General features: G+C 72.3%; 22 protein-coding genes. 12 read left to right on the top strand and 10 right to left on the bottom strand.

Annotated elements, in window-relative coordinates; translation table 11 throughout:
• Positions 1–4 precede the first annotated feature (4 nt).
• Together ACFYL6_RS11625 and ACFYL6_RS11620 are read right to left on the bottom strand one after the other, a co-directional pair.
• Positions 5–181, bottom strand: a complete 177-nt coding sequence (locus tag ACFYL6_RS11625) for a hypothetical protein (RefSeq protein ID WP_198041500.1) — start codon at positions 179–181, stop codon at positions 5–7.
• Positions 182–277: 96 nt separating this feature from the next.
• On the bottom strand, positions 278–997 hold the full coding sequence (locus ACFYL6_RS11620) for a spermidine synthase (protein WP_387170317.1): 720 nt from the start codon (positions 995–997) through the stop codon (positions 278–280).
• Positions 998–1,126: 129 nt separating this feature from the next.
• Between ACFYL6_RS11620 and eccB the strand changes: the two genes are divergently transcribed.
• Positions 1,127–2,512, top strand: a complete 1,386-nt coding sequence (gene eccB, locus ACFYL6_RS11615) for a type VII secretion protein EccB (protein WP_387170315.1) — start codon at positions 1,127–1,129, stop codon at positions 2,510–2,512.
• A gap of 165 nt (positions 2,513–2,677) precedes the next feature.
• Here the strand turns inward: eccB and ACFYL6_RS11610 are convergent, their stop codons facing one another.
• From ACFYL6_RS11610 to ACFYL6_RS11595, 4 genes are read right to left on the bottom strand one after another with little or no spacing between them, the layout of a single operon-like run.
• Positions 2,678–3,283, bottom strand: a complete 606-nt coding sequence (locus ACFYL6_RS11610; protein ID WP_112602530.1) for a bifunctional 2-polyprenyl-6-hydroxyphenol methylase/3-demethylubiquinol 3-O-methyltransferase UbiG — start codon at positions 3,281–3,283, stop codon at positions 2,678–2,680.
• Positions 3,284–3,337: 54 nt separating this feature from the next.
• The gene (locus ACFYL6_RS11605; protein WP_387170312.1) at positions 3,338–4,204 is read right to left on the bottom strand and encodes a carbohydrate ABC transporter permease; all 867 of its coding nucleotides are present in this window, start codon (positions 4,202–4,204) and stop codon (positions 3,338–3,340) included.
• Complete coding sequence (locus ACFYL6_RS11600; RefSeq protein ID WP_387170311.1) at positions 4,204–5,160, bottom strand: carbohydrate ABC transporter permease; 957 nt, start codon at positions 5,158–5,160, stop codon at positions 4,204–4,206. Before ACFYL6_RS11600 ends, ACFYL6_RS11605 begins: the two co-directional genes overlap by 1 nt.
• Positions 5,157–6,551, bottom strand: a complete 1,395-nt coding sequence (locus tag ACFYL6_RS11595; RefSeq protein WP_387170309.1) for an ABC transporter substrate-binding protein — start codon at positions 6,549–6,551, stop codon at positions 5,157–5,159. The genes ACFYL6_RS11600 and ACFYL6_RS11595 overlap by 4 nt, the downstream gene beginning before the upstream one ends.
• 116 nt (positions 6,552–6,667) lie before the next feature.
• On the opposite strand from ACFYL6_RS11595, the gene ACFYL6_RS11590 reads away from it, so the two are divergent.
• The 5 genes from ACFYL6_RS11590 (at position 6,668) to ACFYL6_RS11570 (ending at position 10,912) form a co-directional block, all read left to right on the top strand.
• The gene (locus tag ACFYL6_RS11590; protein WP_387170307.1) at positions 6,668–7,705 is read left to right on the top strand and encodes a zinc-binding alcohol dehydrogenase; all 1,038 of its coding nucleotides are present in this window, start codon (positions 6,668–6,670) and stop codon (positions 7,703–7,705) included.
• Complete coding sequence (locus ACFYL6_RS11585; RefSeq protein WP_387170305.1) at positions 7,706–8,527, top strand: TIM barrel protein; 822 nt, start codon at positions 7,706–7,708, stop codon at positions 8,525–8,527.
• A 128-nt stretch (positions 8,528–8,655) separates the two neighbouring features.
• Positions 8,656–9,951, top strand: coding sequence for a hypothetical protein (locus tag ACFYL6_RS11580; protein WP_387170419.1), 1,296 nt, complete (start codon positions 8,656–8,658; stop codon positions 9,949–9,951).
• A gap of 51 nt (positions 9,952–10,002) precedes the next feature.
• Complete coding sequence (locus ACFYL6_RS11575) at positions 10,003–10,401, top strand: NUDIX domain-containing protein (protein WP_387170303.1); 399 nt, start codon at positions 10,003–10,005, stop codon at positions 10,399–10,401.
• Positions 10,402–10,441: 40 nt separating this feature from the next.
• Entirely contained in the window at positions 10,442–10,912 is a 471-nt protein-coding gene (locus ACFYL6_RS11570) for a DUF2267 domain-containing protein (protein WP_387170301.1), read from the top strand.
• Positions 10,913–10,939: 27 nt separating this feature from the next.
• On the opposite strand, the gene ACFYL6_RS11565 is transcribed toward ACFYL6_RS11570, so the two are convergent.
• Entirely contained in the window at positions 10,940–12,166 is a 1,227-nt protein-coding gene (locus ACFYL6_RS11565; protein WP_387170299.1) for a hypothetical protein, read from the bottom strand.
• Between the two features lie 26 nt (positions 12,167–12,192).
• Positions 12,193–12,708: an NUDIX hydrolase gene (locus tag ACFYL6_RS11560; RefSeq protein WP_387170297.1), complete on the bottom strand. Its 516-nt coding sequence runs from the start codon at positions 12,706–12,708 to the stop codon at positions 12,193–12,195.
• Between the two features lie 50 nt (positions 12,709–12,758).
• On the opposite strand from ACFYL6_RS11560, the gene ACFYL6_RS11555 reads away from it, so the two are divergent.
• On the top strand, positions 12,759–13,250 hold the full coding sequence (locus ACFYL6_RS11555) for a type II toxin-antitoxin system PemK/MazF family toxin (RefSeq protein WP_030336385.1): 492 nt from the start codon (positions 12,759–12,761) through the stop codon (positions 13,248–13,250).
• A 62-nt stretch (positions 13,251–13,312) separates the two neighbouring features.
• Here the strand turns inward: ACFYL6_RS11555 and ACFYL6_RS11550 are convergent, their stop codons facing one another.
• Positions 13,313–13,957, bottom strand: a complete 645-nt coding sequence (locus ACFYL6_RS11550) for a flavodoxin family protein (protein ID WP_387170295.1) — start codon at positions 13,955–13,957, stop codon at positions 13,313–13,315.
• Between the two features lie 162 nt (positions 13,958–14,119).
• On the opposite strand from ACFYL6_RS11550, the gene ACFYL6_RS11545 reads away from it, so the two are divergent.
• Together ACFYL6_RS11545 and rox are read left to right on the top strand one after the other, a co-directional pair.
• Positions 14,120–14,452 carry an ArsR/SmtB family transcription factor gene (locus ACFYL6_RS11545; protein WP_387170293.1) on the top strand — a complete coding sequence of 111 codons (333 nt, stop codon included), beginning with the start codon at positions 14,120–14,122 and terminating at the stop codon, positions 14,450–14,452.
• Positions 14,453–14,750: 298 nt separating this feature from the next.
• On the top strand, positions 14,751–16,178 hold the full coding sequence (rox, locus tag ACFYL6_RS11540) for a rifampin monooxygenase (RefSeq protein WP_387170292.1): 1,428 nt from the start codon (positions 14,751–14,753) through the stop codon (positions 16,176–16,178).
• 4 nt (positions 16,179–16,182) lie between these two features.
• Here rox and ACFYL6_RS11535 read toward each other — a convergent pair whose 3' ends face one another.
• Positions 16,183–16,833: a GGDEF domain-containing protein gene (locus ACFYL6_RS11535; RefSeq protein WP_387170290.1), complete on the bottom strand. Its 651-nt coding sequence runs from the start codon at positions 16,831–16,833 to the stop codon at positions 16,183–16,185.
• Positions 16,834–17,097: 264 nt separating this feature from the next.
• Here ACFYL6_RS11535 and ACFYL6_RS11530 point away from each other — a divergent pair, with 264 nt between their 5' ends.
• From ACFYL6_RS11530 to ACFYL6_RS11520, 3 genes are all read left to right on the top strand, one after another.
• On the top strand, positions 17,098–17,337 hold the full coding sequence (locus ACFYL6_RS11530) for a DUF397 domain-containing protein (RefSeq protein WP_091406718.1): 240 nt from the start codon (positions 17,098–17,100) through the stop codon (positions 17,335–17,337).
• Between the two features lie 140 nt (positions 17,338–17,477).
• Positions 17,478–18,365, top strand: a complete 888-nt coding sequence (locus ACFYL6_RS11525; RefSeq protein ID WP_387170287.1) for a helix-turn-helix domain-containing protein — start codon at positions 17,478–17,480, stop codon at positions 18,363–18,365.
• Between the two features lie 135 nt (positions 18,366–18,500).
• Positions 18,501–19,544 (top strand): substrate-binding domain-containing protein, encoded by a 1,044-nt coding sequence (locus tag ACFYL6_RS11520; RefSeq protein ID WP_387170285.1) that lies wholly within the window; start codon positions 18,501–18,503, stop codon positions 19,542–19,544.
• The last annotated feature ends 2 nt before the right edge of the window (positions 19,545–19,546 follow it).

Genomic DNA, 19,546 nt, shown 5'->3' with positions numbered 1-19,546 from the left:
TGCGTCACCGTCGGCGAGACTGGTGGCTCATGGCCTGCCGCCCCTTGACGACGCCCAGGATGATCACGATCACCAGCGCGATCAGACCGATGATGATCAGCCAGCGGACCGCCTCGAGGATCAACCCGAGCAGGATCAGCACGCCGGCGACCACGCCGACAACCCAGAGCAGTGCACGCATGTCGACCTCCCGTAACCGGCCGCGCCTGGTGCGGCCGGCCCGGCTTCTCGTTCCCCGTCCGGCCGACACCATGCGCCAGCGGCGTACCGGAGTCGATCAGGGGCCGGTGCGCGCCACGTAGACGGTGTTGGCCGACTCCCCACCGGTCAGCGGATTGGCGAACGGCACGACGTGCGCGCGTACGCCCGCGAACACCTCGCCGAGCGCGTCGGTGAAGTCGGCGTCCGGTGGGTCGTCCGACCAGAGCGCGAAGACGCCCTCGGGGCGCAGCAGGGCGGCCAGGCGACGCAACCCGGCCGGCGGATAGAACGCCGCGTGGCTCGGGTGCAGGACGTTGCGCGGGGAGTGGTCGACGTCGAGCAGCACGGCGTCGAACCGCCGACCCGGCACCTCGCTGTCGAAACCGGTGTCACCGGCCACCGCCGCGAAGAAGTCGGCCTGCACGAAGCGGGTCCGCGGGTCCTCGGCGAGCCCTGCCGCGAACGGCAGCAACCCCCGCCGGTGCCAGTCGATGACGTCCTCGATCGCCTCCACCACGAACAGGGAGCGCACCCGGGGGTCGCCCAGGGCCGCGCAGGCGGTGTAGCCCAGCCCGAGACCGCCCACCACCACGTCGAGCGAGTCACCGGCCACCTCGGCGAGCCCGAGCCGGGCCAGCTCGATCTCCGCGACCGGGAAGAGGCTGGACATCAGGTACTCGTCGTCGAGCTTGACCTCGTACACCTCGACCTGGAGTGCCGGGTCCCGGCGTCGGCGCAGGCTGATCGCGCCGATCGGAGTCTCCCGCCAGGCCAGCTCTTCGAAACGCGCGCCCACGGGTGCCCTCTCGCCGCCGGATTCGTCCACGGATGGTACCGGTTGCCCCGCGACGGGCGGCCACGCAGGGTCCACGGGACATTGACGCAGCGCATATCCTGTGCCCGGCCGATCCACCGGAGGGACCTCATGCCGTCGCGGCAGGACCAGCTGCACTCCTACCAGTTCAGCGTCCAGCGGGCAGTCGCCGCCCTGGTCATGCGGGAGACCGACCCCGCGCAGTCGCCGTTTCGGCGGCTGGCCGGCGCCGGCCTGGCCAGCGTCCTCGTCGCGGCCATCGGGCTCGGTGGTTTCGCCCTTTACGGCCTGTTCGCCGGCGGCGGCAAGGGGTGGCGCGATCCGGGCGCGGTGATCGTGGAGAAGGAGTCCGGCGCGCGGTTCGTCTACCGCGAGCAGAAGCTGCACCCGGTGCTCAACTACGCCTCGGCGCTGCTCATCGTCGGCGCGGACCGGTCGAAGACCGTGCTGGTGTCCCGACGCACGATCGACGGGGTGCCGCGCGGGCTGCCGTTGGGCATCGCCGACGCACCCGACTCGCTGCCCGCCCCGGGCCGGCTGGCCACCACGGCGTGGACGGTCTGCTCGACGGTCCCGGCCGGCGCGGGCGTCGAGGCGCCCCGCTCCGCGCTGCTGATCGGCACCGAGCCCGACGGCGGCCGGCCGCTGGGCGACGACGCGCTGCTGCTGCGCCACCCCGACGGTGGGCTGCACCTGGTCTGGCACCAGCACCGCTACCTCGTCCGTGATCCCAGCAGGGTGCTGGCGGCGCTCGCCACCACCCGGGCCCAGGCGGTTCCGGTGGCGCCGGCACTGCTCAACTCGTTGCCCGCCGGGCCCGACCTCGCCCCGCTCGACCTGCCCGCGCTGGGCCGGCCCGCCACCCGGGTGCCGGGTGCCGCGATCGGCACGGTCTACCTGGTGAGCAACTCCGGTGGCGGCCGGCAGTACGCGGTGGCGCTCGACGCCGGTCTGGCCGGCATCACCGAGTTGCAGGCGGGGCTGTTGCTGGCCCGCACCGGGCAGGTCGAGCCGGTGCCGATGACGTTGGGTCGGTTCGCCGCGCTGCCCACGGTGCCCGATCTCGCCCCGACCGGCCCGAACGCCCCGCCACCGACCCCGCCCCGGCTCGCGGCCGGCGACGGCGGGGCGCTCTGCACCCGCATCGGCAACGACGGCGGGGTTGGCGAGGTGCGCTGGGGCGTACCGCTGCGGGACCTGGCGGCCGTGCCCCGCACCGCGCCGACCGGCGGCGCGGTGCTGGCCGACCACGTGGTGGTGGAGCCGGGCCGCGGGGCGGTGGTCGAGGCCGCGGCGGCGCCCGGCGCGACCGGCGGCGCGGTCTCCGTGGTCACCGACCTGGGCCGACGGTACGTGCTGGCCGACCGGGAGGTGCTCCCGATGCTCGGCTACCGCGACGTGCGGCCGGTACGGCTGCCGGCCGGGTTGGTCAGCCTGGTGCCCGCTGGCGCCACCCTCGACCCGGCCGCCGCCCGCGCCGTCGCCGCCCCAGACTGACCACCCAAAGCACCCCGCCCCCGGCCCTCCGGCCCCCCGCCCCCGGCCCTCCGGCCCCCCGGCCCGGCGGTGATCAAGAGGTTTGCGTCAGAATGTGGCGCGGGACTGACGCAAACCTCTTGATCACCGGGAAGCTGGGCGCGGTCAGCGGGCGGCAGACGGTGGTCAGTCGGCTGGGCGGCGCAGGACGGTGACCGCGAACGGGGCGTCGTCGCGCCACGGGCGCAGGTCCCAGGTGGCGAAGCGCTGCTCCACGCGCAGCCCGGCGGCCACCGCGTCGGCGTCGAACGCGGTCAGCGGGTAGCCGCGTTCGGTGCCGAAGCCCACGGTCAGCACGCCATCGGGGCGCAGGTGCGCGGCCACCCGGCGCAGCACCTCCGGTTCGGTGCCGACGGCGACGAAGGCGAGCACGTTGCCGGCCAGCACCGCCGCGTCGAACGGCTCCGCCTCGCCCAGCGCCGGTAGGTCCAGCTCGGCGAGGTCGGCGACCAGCCACGTCGGGCCGGGATAGTCGGCGCGGGCGGCATCCACCAGCGCGGGGTCGGCGTCCACGCCGACCACCGTGTGCCCCCGCTCGGCCAGCGCGGCACCGACCCGGCCGGTGCCGCTGCCGGCGTCGAGAATCCGGGAGCCGGGCGCGACGAGGGCGTCCACCAGTCGGGCCTCGCCGGCCAGGTCCGCGCCCTCGGCCACCAGCTTGCGGAACCGGTCGATATACCACTGCGAGTGCTCGGGGCCGGTGTCGGTCGCCCAGCGGGTCGGGTTGGCCATGAGGCCACCGTAACCGGGCCGGTGGGGGCCCGGCGGGCGACCCGGACGAGACGGTCAGCCCTTCTCCGCGCCGCTGGTCAGCCCCTCGGTGAGCAGCCGCTCGCTGGCGAAGAAGAGGATCACGATGGGCAGGGTGAGCACGACCGACCCGGCCATCAGCACCGTCTTGGGGACCTCCACCCCGTCGGCGAGCAGGGACAACCCGAGCGACACCGTCCACCGGTTGGGTCTGTCGACCAGGAACAGCAGGGCGAAGAGGAACTCGTTCCAGGCGATCATGAAGTCGTAGAGCGCGACCGCCATGATCGACGGCATGGCCAGGGGCAGGCTGACGCGGCGGATGATGCCGAGCCGACCGGCGCCGTCGATGGCGGCGGACTCCTCCAGACTGACCGGGATCGTCTCGAAGTAGTTCTTCAGCATGTAGACCGACACCGGCAACGTCTGCGAGATGTAGACCAGCACCAAACCGAACAGCGAGCCGCGCAGCCCGGCCCGGGTGAAGACCACGAACAGCGGGATCGCGATGACGATCGACGGGAACAGGTAGACCGCCAGGAACAGGAAGTCCACCTGCCGCCGGCCGAAGAACCGCAGCCGGGCCACCGCGTACGCGCCGGGGATCGCGACCAGCAGGGTGAGCACGGTCGCCGCGACGGCGACCAGCCCGCTGTTGCGGATGAAGGTGAGGAAACCCTGGCCGCCGTCGTCGGTGGCCTTGAGCACCTCGGCGTACGTGGCAACGGTCAGCTCACCGAAGCCGACCACCAGCGCGCCCGGGTCGAGCAGCAGCCGCTCGATGGGGCGCACCGAGAGCACCAGCATGTAGTAGAAGGGGAACACCGTGATCACCAGGAACACGGCGATCACCAGGCGGCGCAGCCAACGCAGGCTCACCGTCTCGACCACGTCCCGGTCCATCAGCCCACCCTCCGTCCGAAGAAGCGCAGATAGATCAGCACGAACACGATGAGCACCACGGCCAGCACGACCGCCTGCGCGGCAGCGGCCCCGATGTCGGTACGCGCGGTGAGGAACTCGTACACCCGGACGCTGACCACCTCGGTGCCGGCCGCACCACCGGTGAGCAGGTAGACGTCGTCGAACTTGTTGAACGTCATGATGAAGCGCAGCACGCCCAGCAGGGCGATCACCGGCAGCAGTTGCGGCAGCAGGATGTGCCGGAACCGCTGGGTGGGGGTGGCGCCGTCGACACGGGCGGCCTCCTCCAACTCGCCGGGCACCGCCTGCAGCCGGGCCAGCAGGAACAGGAACGCGAACGGGAAGTACCGCCACGCCTCGAAGACGATCACCGTGGCCAGCGCTGTCGACTCCTGGGTGAGGAACGGCACCGGGGCGTCCCAGCCGAGCAGGCGTTGCCCCCACGCGTTGACGATGCCGAGCTGCGGGTCGAGCATCACCTGCCAGACGAACGTCACCGCGACCACCGGTGCCACGTACGGCAGCAGCATGGAGGCCCGGACCAGGGTGCGGCCCCGGAACGGCCGGCGGACGACCAGGGCGGCCACCAGACCGAGCAGGATCGACCCGACGGTGCCGCCGATGCTGTAGATCAGCGTGACCCACAGCGTCTCGGCGAAGCCCGGCGTGTGCAGCACCCGGTCGATGTTGTCCATGGTGAACTCGCCGAACAGGCCGGTCTTGCGCAGCGTGGCGAGCCGGACGCGCTGGAAGGCGAGCACCAGGGTCCACACGATCGGGATGCCGATGACCGCGATGGTGACGAGCAGGGTCGGTGCGACAAGCGCGAGCCCGGCCCGGGATTCGCGGCGGCGCAGGGTCAACGGTCGGCGCCGGGGTGGCGCCGGCCGCTCCCGGGTGGGGGAGCGGCCGGGGCCGGGCGCGGTGGTGGTCAATTGACGCCCGCCTTGATGGCGTCGACATCCTTCTTGGCGCGGTTGGCGGTGGCCGCCGCGTCGGACTTGCCGGAGACGAGGTCGCCCAGCACCTTGGGCACCGGCAACTCGCCGAGCATCGCGCCGACCAGCTTGCCCTGCCCCTGACTGAGACCCCACCGCCCGAAGGTGTCCGGGCTGCGGCGCAGCGTGGCCAGCACCTCGTCGCCGTACACGTCGGTGAGGGGCTTCTTCGCGTCCACGCCCGCCTGGCTGGTGTTCCAGGCGGTCAGGTACGCCTCCGGCTCGGCGGGGGTGCCCTTGCGTACCGGGAAGCGGCCCTCCGGGGACATGCCGAACCAGCGCGGGTAACCGTCACTGAGCATGTACTCCACGAAGGACTTCGCCGGGTCGGCCGCCGCGCCGTCGAGCACGGCCCAGGAGCTGATCTCGCCGTACTGGGCCGGCTCGGTGCCGTTCGGGCCCTTGATCGCGGTGACGAACCCGCTGTTCTTCGCGAGGAACGCCGGGTCGGCCTGGCACTGGGGGCAGGTCGGCTTGGCGTCATTGCGCAGCCCGGCCAGCTCGTCGAGGATGAACGGCGACCAGATCACCATGGCCGCCTTGCCGGCGAAGTAGGTGGCCCGGGTGGTGTCCACGTCCTGCGCGCCCTTGACCGAGCTGGTGCGGATCAGGTCACCGTAGAAGCGGAACGCCTCGACGCACTGGGGCGAATCCAGGGTCACCTTCCCCGAGTCGTCGGTGAGCTGACAGCCGTTGGCCAGCGCCAGGTGCTCGAAGGTCTGCTGGGTGAACACGTCGCTGGGGGCGGTCGCCGCGGTGATGCCGGCGACGCCGCCGGTGTTCAGCCGGGCCGCGGCGGCGGTGATCCGCTCGTACGTGTCGGGGGTGGGCAGGCCGGCCGCGGCGAACAGGTCCTTGCGGTAGACGAGCAACTGCCCCCACCCGTCGCTGGGCACGGAGAGCTGTTTGCCGTCGTCGGCGGTGAGCTCCAGCGCCCGGGGGGAGAACGTCTGCTTGCCCAGCTTGTCGACGACCTCCGCGTTCGCCGAGGCGTGCAGCAGCTCGTTGCCGGCGAGCGTCCGGATGCCGGCGAGGGAGACCGACCCGACCACGTCGGGCAGGTCACCGGCGGCGGCGTTGGCGGCGATCAGGGAGGGGAACTGGTCCTCGTTGACGGTCACGAGATCGACCTGGATCCCGGTCTTGGCGGTGAAGTCGGCGATGATCGCCTTGGTGGCGGTGACCCGGTCGGCCACGTCCTCCAAACTCCAGACGGTGATCTTTTTGCTGTTGCTGTCTGATTGGTCGTCCCCGCAGGCCAGCAGGGTGGACGCTGCCAGTGTCATGATCAGGGTGGTGGCGAGTATCCGCCTCGGAGGTGCTGACATCGGTGGCACTCCTCTCGAAGGGTACATGCCGGATTCAACACCTTCGATTGATCAATAACAAGACATATTGCGATTTTGTGTCTATCCTGGAGCCCAGTGCTACCGGGATGTGACACATGGGCAACTGGGTGGTCTCTCTCGCCGGACCTCGACGCATCAGCCTCGAGCCCTGCCCGCCGGATCCGCTCGGCCCCGGCCAGGTCCGAGTCCGCACCTGCTACTCGGGCATCTCCGCGGGCACCGAGCTGACCCTCTACCGGGGCAGCAATCCCCGGCTCAGCAAGGACTGGGACGACGCCGCCCGGATGTTCGTCCCCCGCCACACCCCGGTGCCCTATCCGTTGATCGGCTTCGGCTACGAAGAGGTCGGTGAGGTCATCGAGGTCGCGCCGGAGGTCACCGACCGGCATCCGGGGCAGCTCGTCTGGGGCATCTGGGGGCACCGGGCCGAGGCCGTGCTCGGCGCCGACGCGGTCCGTGCGCTCCCCACCGGGCTGGACCCGCTCGCCGCGGTGTTCGCCCGCCCCGGCGCCATCGCGCTGACCGCCGTGCTCGCCGGCGACCTGCACCTCGGCGACTGGGTCGGTGTCTTCGGGCAGGGCGTCATCGGGCTGCTCGCCACCCGGCTCGCCGTGCTCTCCGGGGCCCGGGTGGTGGCCGTCGACCCGGTGCCCGACCGGCTGGCACACGCCGCCGGATACGGTGCCCGATACACCGTGGACGCCACGGTCGCGTCCGCCGCCGCCGTGCTGCGTCAGGCCACCGACGGCCGGGGGGCCGACGTCTGCCTGGAGTTGTCCGGCGCCTACCCGGCGCTGCACGAGGCGATCCGCTCCACCACCCACGCCGGCCGGGTCGTGGCCGCCGGCTTCTACCAGGGCCAGGCCGACGCGCTCGGCCTCGGCGAGGAGTTCCACCACAACCGCATCCAGTTGGTGGCCGCCCAGGTCTCCGGCCCCACCCCCGCGCCGAGCATGGCCGGCCGGTGGACCGGGGACCGGGTCGCGCAGACCTTCATGGACCTGGTGGCCGACCGCAGCGTCGACCCGCTGCCGCTGGTCAGCCACATCGTCGACGCCAGCGCGGTCGCCGACGCCCTCGCGCTGCTCGACCGCGGCGCCGGTGACGTCCTCCAAGTCGTGCTGAGGTTCTAGATGACCACCATCGCGCTTGCCTGTCAGGAACAACTCCTGCCGGGCGCCAACCTGATCCAGAAGTACGCCCTCGCGGCCGCCCTCGGCTACCAGGGCATCGAGCTACGTGGCCGGGGCGACCTCGCGTTCGCCCGCCGGCTGCCCGAGCTGCGCCGGGCCCGCGCGGCCGGGGTGGTGATGCCCACCGTCTGCGTCGAGATGGACCACTTCATCGGCGACTTCGACCCGGCCCGCTCCGCCGACGCCGTCCGCAACCTGCGCTCCCAGCTCTCGGTGATCGCCGAGCTGGGCGGCGTCGGGGTGATGACCCCGGCCGCCTGGGGGATGTTCTCCCGGCGACTGCCGCCGTTCGAGCCACCCCGCCCGCCGGCCGGCGACCGGCAGGTGCTCCTCGACGCCCTCGGCGAACTGGGCGAACACGCCCAGGCCGAGGGGGTCACCCTCTTCCTGGAACCCCTCAACCGGTACGAGGACCACATGGTCAACCGTCTCGACGAGGCGGTGGCGCTCTGCGCCGCGCTCGGGTTGCCGTCGGTCCGGGTGGTCGCCGACACCTTCCACATGAACATCGAGGAGGACGACGTGCACCGCGCGCTGCGCGCCGCCGCGCCGTACCTCGGGCACGTACAGGTCAGCGACTCGAACCGGTACCAGCCCGGCGCCGGGCACCTGGACTGGCCGGCGCTGGTGCGTACCCTGCTGGAGCTGGACTACCGGGGCTGGCTGGCCCTGGAGTGCCGGCTCCGCGGTGACCCGGTCCGGGCCCTGCAACAGGCGGCCACGGTGCTGCGACACGCGTTGCCCCGGCGGGCCGCCGCGTGACCGCCGACGCCGGGCCGACCAGCGTCGACGCGCCCGCCGACGCCGGGGCGACCCGCGCCGCCGCCGAAAGGACGCGCGCTGATGCCGGGGCGACGCGCGAGGCCGCCCGCACGGGTGGCCCGGCCGACGTGACCGGGCTGCGTCGACTCGCGGTCGACACGCTCGACGCCAACTGGGAGCACGACCACACGGTTCCCTCGCGCACCCTCTACCCGCACCAGTGGAGCTGGGACTCCGCGTTCATCGCGATCGGGCTGGCCCAGGTCCGCCCCGACCGTGCCTGGCGGGAGCTGGCCAGCCTGTTCCGGGCGCAGTGGGCCGACGGACGGGTGCCGCACATCGTGTTCAACCCGGCGCTGCGGGTCGGCGCGTACTTCCCGGGGCCGGAGATGTGGCGCTCAACCGACGTGCCGGGAACACCCGAGGTGGCCACCTCCGGCCTGGTCCAGCCGCCGGTGCACGCGCTCGCCGCGTTGCTGGCGTACCGGCGGGCGCCCGACCCTACCGGGCTGGCGGCGTTGCGCCGGCTCTATCCCGCGCTGGTCGCCCAACAGCGCTACCTGGCCGACCGACGGGACGTGGCCGGTGACGGGCTGGTCTGCGTCGTGCACCCGTGGGAGTCCGGACTGGACAACAGCCCGGCGTGGGACGAGCCGATGGCCGCGGTGCCCGCCGAGGCGGCCGTGATGCGGGCGTACCGTCGGCACGACACCACGCACGCCGACGCCGCGCACCGCCCCACGGACCTGGACTACGCGCGCTACCTGGCGATCGTCGCCGCCTACCGCGACCACGGCTACTCCGACCGCGACCTGGCCACCGGTCACCCGTTCCTGCTGGAGTGCCCGCTTTTCAACGCGGCGTTCGGTGCCGCCGAGCACGCCCTCGCCGAGATCGCCGCCCTCGTCGGCGACGATCCCGGGCCGCACCGGGCCCGCGCGGCCCGGATCACCGAGGCCCTCGTGCGCCGGTTGTACGACCCGGACACCGGCACGTTCCAGCCTCGTGACCTGCGCACCGACCGCCTGGTGGGTGCCCGTACCGTGCTCGGGCTGACCCCACTGATCCTGCCCGACCTGCCGACCCGGCAGGCCGATGCGCTGGTCGTCGAGGCCCGGTCGGCGCGCTTCGGGGTGGCCCGGCGGATGGATCGGCCGCTACCCACCTACGACCGCACCGCACCCGACTTCGAGCCGCTGCGCTACTGGCGGGGGCCGAGCTGGCTCAACATCGGCTGGCTGGTCCGGCGTGGGCTGCTCGCGCACGGGCACCCGGAGCTCGCCGCCGGGCTGCGCCGTTCGATGGTCGGTCTGGTCGCCGGGGCCGGCTGTCACGAGTACTTCCACCCGGACACCGGCGCCGGGCTGGGCTCACCGGCGTTCAGCTGGACCGCCGCGCTCCTGCTCGACCTGCTGGCCGAGTGAGCGCGGTGGTGGGTGGTAGCGTCCCCGGTCCCAGCGGCCGGAGGGAGCATCGTGCGCGAGATCGACAAGGTGGCCTGGGTCCTCGTCGAGGACGGTCGGGTGCTGAGCACCCGGTCGGTGGGCAAGGACGTCTGGTACCTGCCGGGTGGGAAGCGCGAGCCGGGCGAGACGGACCTGGAGACCCTGCGCCGGGAGATCGACGAGGAGTTGAGCGTCGAGGTGGACGTGCCCGGTGCCGTACACCTGGGCACCTTCACCGCTCAGGCGCACGGCCACGCGGCCGGCACCACCGTACGGATGACCTGCTACCGGGCCGACTATCAGGGGCAACTGCGGCCGGCCAGCGAGATCGCCGAGATGGCCTGGCTCGGGTACGCGGACCGGCACCGCACCTCGCCGGTCGACCAGATCATCTTCGACCACCTGCTGGCCGAGGGTCTGCTGGCCTAGCGGCAGTTTGTCGTGGCCGGCCAGGGGTAACCGCCCGAGCGTGACCGACGGAGACGGGTTCCCGTACTTCATCGACGCGGTGTCCCAACGGTCCGGTCTGCCGGCCGAGCAGGCCGCCGTGCTCGCCCGCGCCGTGCTCCAGACGTTGGCCGAGCGGGTGACCGACGGGCCGCCCGTCGACCTCGTCGGGCACCTTCCGAACGAGGTCGACGGCTACCTGAGCGGTCCGGCCCCGGATGCCGCCGGAGCCGCCCCGGCCGGGGCCCTCGGCCCGGACACCGGCGCCGATGGTTTGACCAGCGGGGTGGGCCTGGAGGTGGGCGGTGCCGGTGCGACCCCGATGGAAGCCGGCCCGACGGAGTTCCTTCGTCGGGTGGAACAGCGTGCCGGGGTGGACCCGGCCACCGCCCGGGCCGGAACCGGCGCCGTCTTCGCCACGTTGCGCACAGCGATGACGGTGCGGGAGTTCCGGGAAATGGTGGCGCGACTGCCGCGCGACGGCGGGTTCTGACGGCTGCCTGATCCTCCGCGAGGTACCTCATGCCTCCGTGACGTCGTCGGGCTCGGCGACCCAGGCGGAGAAGACCGGCACCCCGTGCCAGGGACCGGTGGCACCGTCGGCCCGGGTGTCGGTGGCGACCGCCACCACGGCGTACGGGTGGCCGAAGCGCAGCTCGGCGGTGCGGGCCACGCCCTCCGGCGGCAGGCTGGTCAGCCCGAACATGCCGGTCACCGCCGCCGCCTCGAAGCCGTAGCGGTCGAACCGGGCCACCGCCGTCTGCCGTGCCTCGAAGCGCTGCACCGGCAGCCCCATCGCCGTCGCCAGCGTGGCCGCCACGGCCGGAAAGCCGAGCGCCGGGGCGGTCAGGTCGTGGTCGCTCCGTGCCGACCAGCAGGGAAGGACGGCGTGGTGTCGCTCTTCGCGGCCGTCGCGCGCCCGGGTGCGTACCCGCTCCTCGCTCAACGTCCACAGCGCAGTGTCGCCGAGCGGCAGGTCGAACAGCGAGCGGCTACCCGCCGGTTGTGCGCCGTGGGCCGCGCCGGCGCTGAGGTCGTACGCGACGGCCAGCACCTCGGCCGGTGGCACCTGCGGGGCGGCGGCCACCGAGAGGACCACCAGCCCCGCGCCGTCGGTCGTCTGGGCCGGTGCGGCGTGCACGATCACGTCACCGACCCGTTCGGTGGACACGATGGCGCACCGGTGGCCCTGGCTCGGGCTGCGCAGCGTCCGCCGCAGGTGGCCGGCCCACGGGCTGCCAGCGCCGAGCGCGCGTGCGTCGGCGACGTCGAACGGGGTCGCCCAGGACACCCGGGTGGCCAACGCGCTGGCCAGGGCCAGCACCACGTCCGGCCCGACCCGCAGGGGAAACGTCTCGATCAGGCCCAGGGTGTGCTCGCGTGCCCAGCCGTCCAACCCGGCCTGATCGGGCAGGACGCCGACCTCGGTCGTGGTCGGCAGCCCGGCCCGCCACGCCGCCGGCCCGCCGTCGCCCTGCCCCGACCGGTGCCAGAGCGCGGTGGCGGACCCGACCAGCGGGTGCGGTGCGTCCAGCAGCGCTCGGGCCACCTCGGCCGCGCTCGGCAGGTCGGTGCCCAGGGCGCGTGCCAGCTCCGTAGCGTCCGGATCGGGATCGGCCGCCGCGGTGGCAGCGACCGCGAGCAGCAGCCAGGCGCCGAGGGGGGAGGCGACGTGGTGCCGGTCGCCGGCCGTGGCGTGCAGCCGCGCGGCGTACGCGGAGAGCGGCCCGTGCAGATCGGTCCTCATGCCCCCACTCTGCCCGCCGGCCCGGCTCACGACCACAGCTCGAACGGCTCGTCGATCTCCGTGCCGGCGAGGAAGGGGCTGATCAGCCGGGGGAGCTGCCCGGGGTAGAACCGTTCCCGACTGGCCTCCACCTCGGGCAACGGCCACCAGCGGAAGTCGAAGTAGTCCTCCCGCTCGTAGTCGAGCCGGTGCGCCTCGTCCACGTCCGGGCCGGTGCCGTCGAGTCGTACGGCGACGACGACCTCGTCCTGGAGGTGCCGTACCTGGCGGTGCAGGAAGCTCGCCCGCCGCCGCCAGGTTGGCGCGCCCACCTGGTCGACGGTGACCACGATGCCGGTCTCCTCCCGCAGCTCCCGCACCGCCGTGTCGCGATAGGTCTCACCGGGGTCCATGCCGCCGCCCGGCAGCTCCCACCAGGTGCCCAGCCGGGGGTGGTCCGGGTCGCGGGTGTGGAACAGCAGCACCCGGTCGGTGTCGTCGGTGACCACCACCCGCACCGCGCGTCGCTCCAGGATCGGTAGGTCGCGGGGCAGCTCGTCCATCGGGCCAGTCTGTCGTACCGCCCGCTTCGGCGGCGGGTAGGCTGCCCGCCGTGGCTGGTCTGTTGAGGAATGTCGCGGCGCGTATCTCCCGGGTCGGTGCGGTGATTCCGTCGCCCCGGCGTACCGGGCCGGCCCCCGCGCAGGTGGCCCGCCGCCGTCAGGTGAGCGCGTTGCAGCGTCGGGAGCTGACCTACGCTCCGGAGCGCGACGGTCAGGCCGACCCGGGCGAGATCGTCTGGACGTGGGTGCCGTACGAGGACGACCCCCGCCAGGGCAAGGACCGGCCGGTGCTGGTCGTCGGGCGGCACAGCCGGACCCTGTTCGGGCTGATGCTGTCCAGCCAGAGCGAGCGGGACGGGCAGCGGCACTGGTTCGCGCTCGGGCCGGGTGAGTGGGACCGCGACAACCGGCCGAGCTGGGTCCGGCTGGATCGGGTGCTCACCATGCGCGAGGACAGCATCCGCCGGGAGGGTGCCGTGTTGGATCGGCCTCGGTTCGACCGGGTCGGGCAGGCGTTGCGCGCAGGCTACGGCTGGCGCTGACTCCGCGCCGGGCTTCCGCTGAACGTGGGGCAGCCCGACAGTGACCCACCTGGCGGTCGGTTCTACTCGCGGCTCGGGCCAACCGCGGCGCTCCGCGCGTCCGGCGGCGGGTACGGCTGGTCGGCGAGGAGCCGGGCCAGGTGTGCGCTGTTGAGTGCCAGGGCCTTCGTGGTGCGGCCGGTGGTGTCGGGCTTGGGGCCGGCGTCGCGGTAGTCCAGGGTGTGCAGTGCCTCGCCCACCCAGTACGTCGCGGCGGCGGCGGCGATGGTGAACCCCACCTCGTTGAGTGCCTGCTGCACCTCGCCGATGGTGTGGTGGGCGCCATCCTCGTTGCCGACCACGGCGACACCGGCCACCTTGCCGTAGGTGCGGAGTCGGCCCTCGTCGTCGGTTTCGGACAGCTCGGCGTCGAGGCGTTCGAGGACCATCTTGCAGACGCTGGAGGGCTGGCCGAGCCAGATCGGCGTGGCGATGATGAGCACCTGGGCTGCCATCAGCTTGGCGCGGATGGCTGGCCAGCCGTCGCCGTCGCCCTCGTCTGTGGACACCCCGAAGCGCACGTCGTGATCGACGACCCGGATCAGTTCGCCCTCCACGCCCTGCGCGGCCAACTCGGCGAGCACTTCCCGACCGAGTTGCTCGGCGCTCGACGGCGCCGGCGACGGCTTGAGGGTGCAGTTGAGTACGAGGGCGCGAATGGTCGCCACGTCGGTTCCTCTCGGCGGTCGTATTCGGGTACGGGTTCCCCCATACCCGCCTACGGCGTCCCAGAACGCCATGGCCCGGTTCGGTCGGTGGAGGTTGACGCGCCTCTCGGGAGCTGTATATTCAACCACAAGGTTGATTAACCCAATGGTTGAAAGAGACAAATGACCGAAGATCCGCTCAGTGCGGTGTTCGCCGCGCTCGCTGATCCGACCAGACGGGCCATCCTGGCTCGGCTGGCAAGCGGCGAGGCGACGGTCAACGAGCTGGCCGCGCCGTTCCCGATCAGCGTCCAGGCGATCTCCAAGCACCTCTCGGTGCTGGAGCGTGCCGGGCTGATCGTGCGGACCCGCGAGGCGCAGTGGCGTCGCTGCCGGCTCGACCCGGCGCCGCTCCGGACGCTCGCCGAGTGGGTCGATCAGTACCACCAGCTCTGGAGCGACCGTTACGACGCCCTGGACGACTACCTACGCGACCTGAAGGGAGACCCGCCATGAGCAAGCTCCCTGACCTGACGATCGACCTGCCGTACGGGTTGATCGACTCTGGCATGGCGCAGGGTGCCGCCGAGTCGTACGACGCGCTGGACCGCCACCTCGCCACGCTGCGCTGAGCGCGGCGCGACCGGCGCTGAGCGGCGACCACGTCGTCTACGTCGGACAAAAAGTAAGGCAAAGAGCGGATTCGCTCTCTGCCACTTCCAACATATATCGCAGCGGGGGCCTTGCGGCAAGACCCCGGTGGTGCCGCAGAATCTCCAGCCGACGCCCAAAACTGGGATAAACGGGGGATTCCATGATCGATGTCATCATTGCCGGCGGCGGACCGACCGGCTTGATGCTGGCCAGCGAGTTGCGGCTGCACGGGCTGCACCCGCTCGTGCTCGAGAAGGAGACCGAGCCGACCAGCTACGTCCGGGCGCTCGGCCTGCACGCACGCAGCATCGAGGTGATGGACCAGCGAGGTCTGCTGGAGCGGTTCCTCGCCCTCGGACAGCAGCACCCGGTCGGGGGCTTCTTCGCCGCGATTCCCAAGCCGTCGCCGGGAGGGCTGGACACCGCCCACGCGTACGTCCTCGGCATCCCGCAGACCACCACCGACCGAATCCTGAGCGAGCACGCCAGTGAGGTCGGCGTCGAGATCCGGCGCGGCAGCGAACTCGTCGGCCTGAGCCAGGACGACCACGGGGTGACCGTGCGGCTGGCCGATGGCACCCAGTTGCGGACGCGCTACCTCGTCGGCTGCGACGGCGGTCGCAGCACCGTACGCGGGCTGCTCGGTGTCGGCTTTCCGGGCGAGCCCAGCAGCGTCGAGACGCTGCTGGGCGAGATGGAGGTGGGCGTGCCGCCGGAGACGGTGGCCGAGGTGGTGGCCGAGGTCCGCAAGACCCATCTCCGGTTCGGTCTCGGGCCCCTCGGAAACGGGGTGTACCGCGTCCTCGTCCCGGCCGAGGGGGTGGTCGAGGACCGCACGGTCCCACCGACCATCGACGACTTCAGAAACCAACTGCGGGTGTACGCGGGCACCGACTTCGGTGTCCACTCACCGCGCTGGCTCTCCCGCTTCGGTGACGCCACCCGGCTGGCCGAGCGTTACCGGGTCGGCCGGGTGCTGCTGGCCGGCGACGCGGCGCACATCCACCCGCCGACCGGCGGGCAGGGGCTCAACCTCGGCATCCAGGACGCGTTCAACCTCGGCTGGAAACTGGCCGCCGACCTCAACGGCTGGGCGCCGGAGGGGCTGCTGGACAGCTACCACAGCGAACGGCATCCGGTGGCCGCGGACGTGCTGAACAACACCCGGGCGCAGATGCTGCTGCTCTCACCCGAGCCGGGGCCGCGGTCGGTGCGCCACCTGTTGTCGGAGCTGTTGGACTTCGAGGACGTCAACCGTTACCTGATCGAGAAGATCACCGCGATCGGGGTCCGCTACGACTTCGGCCCGGGCCACGACATGCTCGGACGCCACATGCGTGACGTACGGCTGAAGCGGGGGCGCCTGTACGAGCTGATGCACGGCGGCCGTGGCCTGCTGCTCGACCAGACCGGCCAGCTCTCGGTCGCCGGCTGGGCGGAGCGGGTCGACCACGTCGTCGACGTCAGCAAGGAGTTGGAGGTGCCCGCCGTGCTGCTGCGGCCCGACGGTCACGTGGCGTGGGCCGGCGACGACCAGACCGACCTGCTCAGCCAGCTGTCCAGGTGGTTCGGCGCGCCCGTCGGCTGAGCGGTCAGCGCTCCGCGAGGAACGCGCTGTCGACGAGTTGGCGGGGCGACCGGGCGCCGCCGAGGCTCTTCGCCTGGTACATGGCCGCGTCGGCGCGGCTGAGCGCGTCGGTGAGCTGGGCCGGGCCGGTCACCGGGGCGAGCCCGACGGACGCGGTGACCCGGACGCTGCACCCGCTCAGCCGGATCGGCGCGGCGACGGTCTCGCTGAGCCGGCGGGTGGAGTGCTCGATCCAGCGCCGGTCGACGGTGGGGCTGGAGAGCAACCCGGCGAACTCGTCGCCGCCGAGACGGGCGACGAGGTTGTCCCCGGCGAAGCCGGCGAGCCGCTCGGCCACACTGATCAGCACCTGGTCGCCGGCGGCGTGCCCGTACCGGTCGTTGATCTGCTTGAAGTCGTCCAGGTCGAGCACCACGGCGATCAGCGGCTGACCGGCGGCGTCGGTGAGCAGGGCGGCTGCCAGGCGGTAGAAGGCCCGTCGATTGGGGAGCCCGGTGAGCGGGTCGTGACTGGCGGCGTGCCGTTCGGCGGCCAACTCGGCCTGGAGGTGGCCGATCTCGGCCTCGGCGCGCACCGCCCGCCGGCGTAGTTGCCAGGAGGAGAGCAGCGCGCCCGCCGCGCAGACACCGGAGGCGATACTCATCGGATCCGGCACGAACCCTCCCATCGCCGCGACCGCCTCCCGCCTTCGGTTGACGCGGCGCGCCGCGTCGGGCCCAGTTTTGCCTGATCGTTGCCCGTGTCGGGGTAACGCAAAGTGAACGGATGGGCACCGATCATGTGCGTTATCATGCTCGCCGTCGGATGCAGATGCAATAGCAGATGCACGTGCAGAACCGTCCAATGTCGATACCGCACCCCCTCGCCGTCACCGCTCCTCCCACGGCCACCGGCGGGCTCGTAACAGAAAGACGCCCCCATGCAGCAGCCACCCAATGGCGTACCGATCCACCAGTTGCCTCCGTTGAGCTGGCAGAAGAGTCGCCGCAGCAACCCCAGCGGCAACTGCGTCGAACTCGCCGAACTGCCCGAGGGAGCGGGCATCGCGGTCCGCAACTCACGGCACCCGGAGGGCCCGGCGCTGATCTACACGGTGGATGAGATCGCCGCCTTCGTTCTCGGTGCGCGGGACGGAGATTTCGACCATCTGATCAACTGACCGTCCGGGATGGTCGTCCCGGCGACGGGACTTATTCGCCGGCGCGGAGGAGTTCATCTCACTGTCGGTCCATGGCATGCTTACACGTCGACCGGGCCGGGGCGCCCGGCCGCCATGGGTCGGTGTCCGGAGGTCCGCACGTGACGATGGTTCCCGCCGAGGGCGGCCCGACAACCGGGCCGACCGTGCTGCGCATGCTGCTCGGCGCCCAACTGCGCCGCCTCCGGGAGTCCAGCGGGGTGACCCGGGAGGGTGCCGGCTGGGAGATCCGCTCCTCCGAATCCAAGATCAGTCGGATGGAGCTGGGTCGGGTCGGCTTCAAGGAGCGCGACGTCGCCGACCTGTTGACCCTCTACGGCGTCACCGAGGAACACGAACGAGACGCGCTGCTCAAGCTCGCGCGGGACGCGAACAGCCCCGGCTGGTGGCACCGCTACGGCGACGTGCTGCCGTCCTGGTTCCAGTCGTACCTGGGCCTGGAGGCCGCCGCCGCGCTGATCCGCAGCTACGAGGTGCAGTTCGTGCCCGGCCTCCTGCAGACCCGGGAGTACGCCCGGGCGGTAGTGCTGCTCGGGCACGGCGCGGCCGGTCCGGGCGAGATCGACAGGCGCGTCGCGCTGCGGATGCAGCGTCAGCAGTTGCTCCAGCGGGAGAACCCGCCGCAGCTCTGGGCCGTGGTGGACGAGGCGGCGCTGCGCCGTCCCATCGGCGGCGCCGAGGTCATGCGCGGCCAGCTCGCCGCGCTCATCGAGGCGACCAAGTCGCCGCACATCCGGCTCCAGGTCATCCCGTTCGCCGCCGGTGGCCACGCCGCCGCCGGGGGCGCCTTCACCATCCTGCGTTTCGGTGACCAGGAGCTTCCCGACATCGTCTACATCGAACAGCTCACCAGCGCCATCTACCTCGACAAGCGCGACGACCTGGACTACTACGCGGTGGCCATGGAGCGGCTCTGCGTCGAGGCCGAGCCGCCGGAGCGGACGGCGGAGATCCTCGGCCGCTTGCTGGACGAGCACTACCCGGCCTGACCCTCGACCACGCAGCTTCCTCAGGCGGGACTTTCAGCGCACGTATTGACCGACGCCGACTGGTCGGGCTAATCTCTGTATCGATTCAGACTGGATCGATACAGAGAGGTGCCGGTGAAGCCAACACTGCAAGCCGTGGCCGACGCCGTCGGCGTCTCCCGCAGCACCGTGTCCAACGCCTACAGCCGCCCCGACCAGCTCTCCGCCACCCTGCGCGAGCGGATCCTGGACGCCGCCCGGCAACTCGGGTACCCCGGCCCCAACCCCACCGCGCGCTCGCTGCGCCGGGGCTTCGTCGGGTCGATCGGGGTGCTGTTCACCTCGCAACTGTCGTACGCCTTCACCGACCCGTTCGCGGTCCGCTTCCTCGCCGGCGTCGGCGCGGCGGCCGAACGGCACGGCACGAGCATGCTGCTGGTGCCGCTGCCGCCGGCGGTGACCGACGCCCGACAGGCGGTGGAGAACGCCGCCGTCGACGGGTTCTGCGTCTACTGCGTCGCCGACGAGGAGTGGGCGTTGGACGTGATCCGCCAACGCGGGTTGCCGTTCGTCAGCACCGCCGCCCGCGACGACGCCAGCGCCGACGAACGGTTCGTCGGCATCGACGAGCGAGCCGCCGCGCGCAGTGCCGCCGCGCACGTCGCCGGGCTCGGGCACCGTCGGGTGGCGCTGCTCGCCGACTCCGTGCTGCCCGACGCGCCGGCCGGCCCGCTCACCCTGGCCGGGGTCGACCAGGTGCCGCATCCGACCACCCGAGGTCGGCTCACCGGGTTCGCCGACGCCTTCGCCGAGGTCGGCGTCGGCTGGGCCGAGCTGACCCTCGTCAACGTCCCCGGTAACAGCCGCCCGGCGGCCGCCGCCGCCATCGCCGGGCTGTTCGACCAACCCGCACCGCCGACCGCCGTGCTGGCCGGCTCCGACGTCCTCGCGCTCGGTGTGCTGGACGCCCTGGCCGCCCGGCCGGAGCATGATCGTCCCACCGTCTCGGTGACCGGCTTCGACGACGTTCCCGAGGCCGCCGCGGCCGGCCTCACCACCGTCCGGCAACCGGCCGAGGAAAAGGGCCGGATCGCCGCCGAACTGCTGCTCGACCCGCCCGCGGATGCCGCGGCCGGTCACGTGTTGCTGCCCACCGCTCTCGTCGTCCGGGGCTCCACCGGACCTGTCCCGAGGAGTTGACC

Origin of the sequence: Micromonospora sp. NPDC007208, from assembly GCF_042869175.1 — a bacterium.
Classification (GTDB): domain Bacteria; phylum Actinomycetota; class Actinomycetes; order Mycobacteriales; family Micromonosporaceae; genus Micromonospora; species Micromonospora foliorum.
The sequence above is the reverse complement of the archived record's forward strand: the minus strand, read 5'-3'. Positions and strand labels throughout refer to the sequence as shown.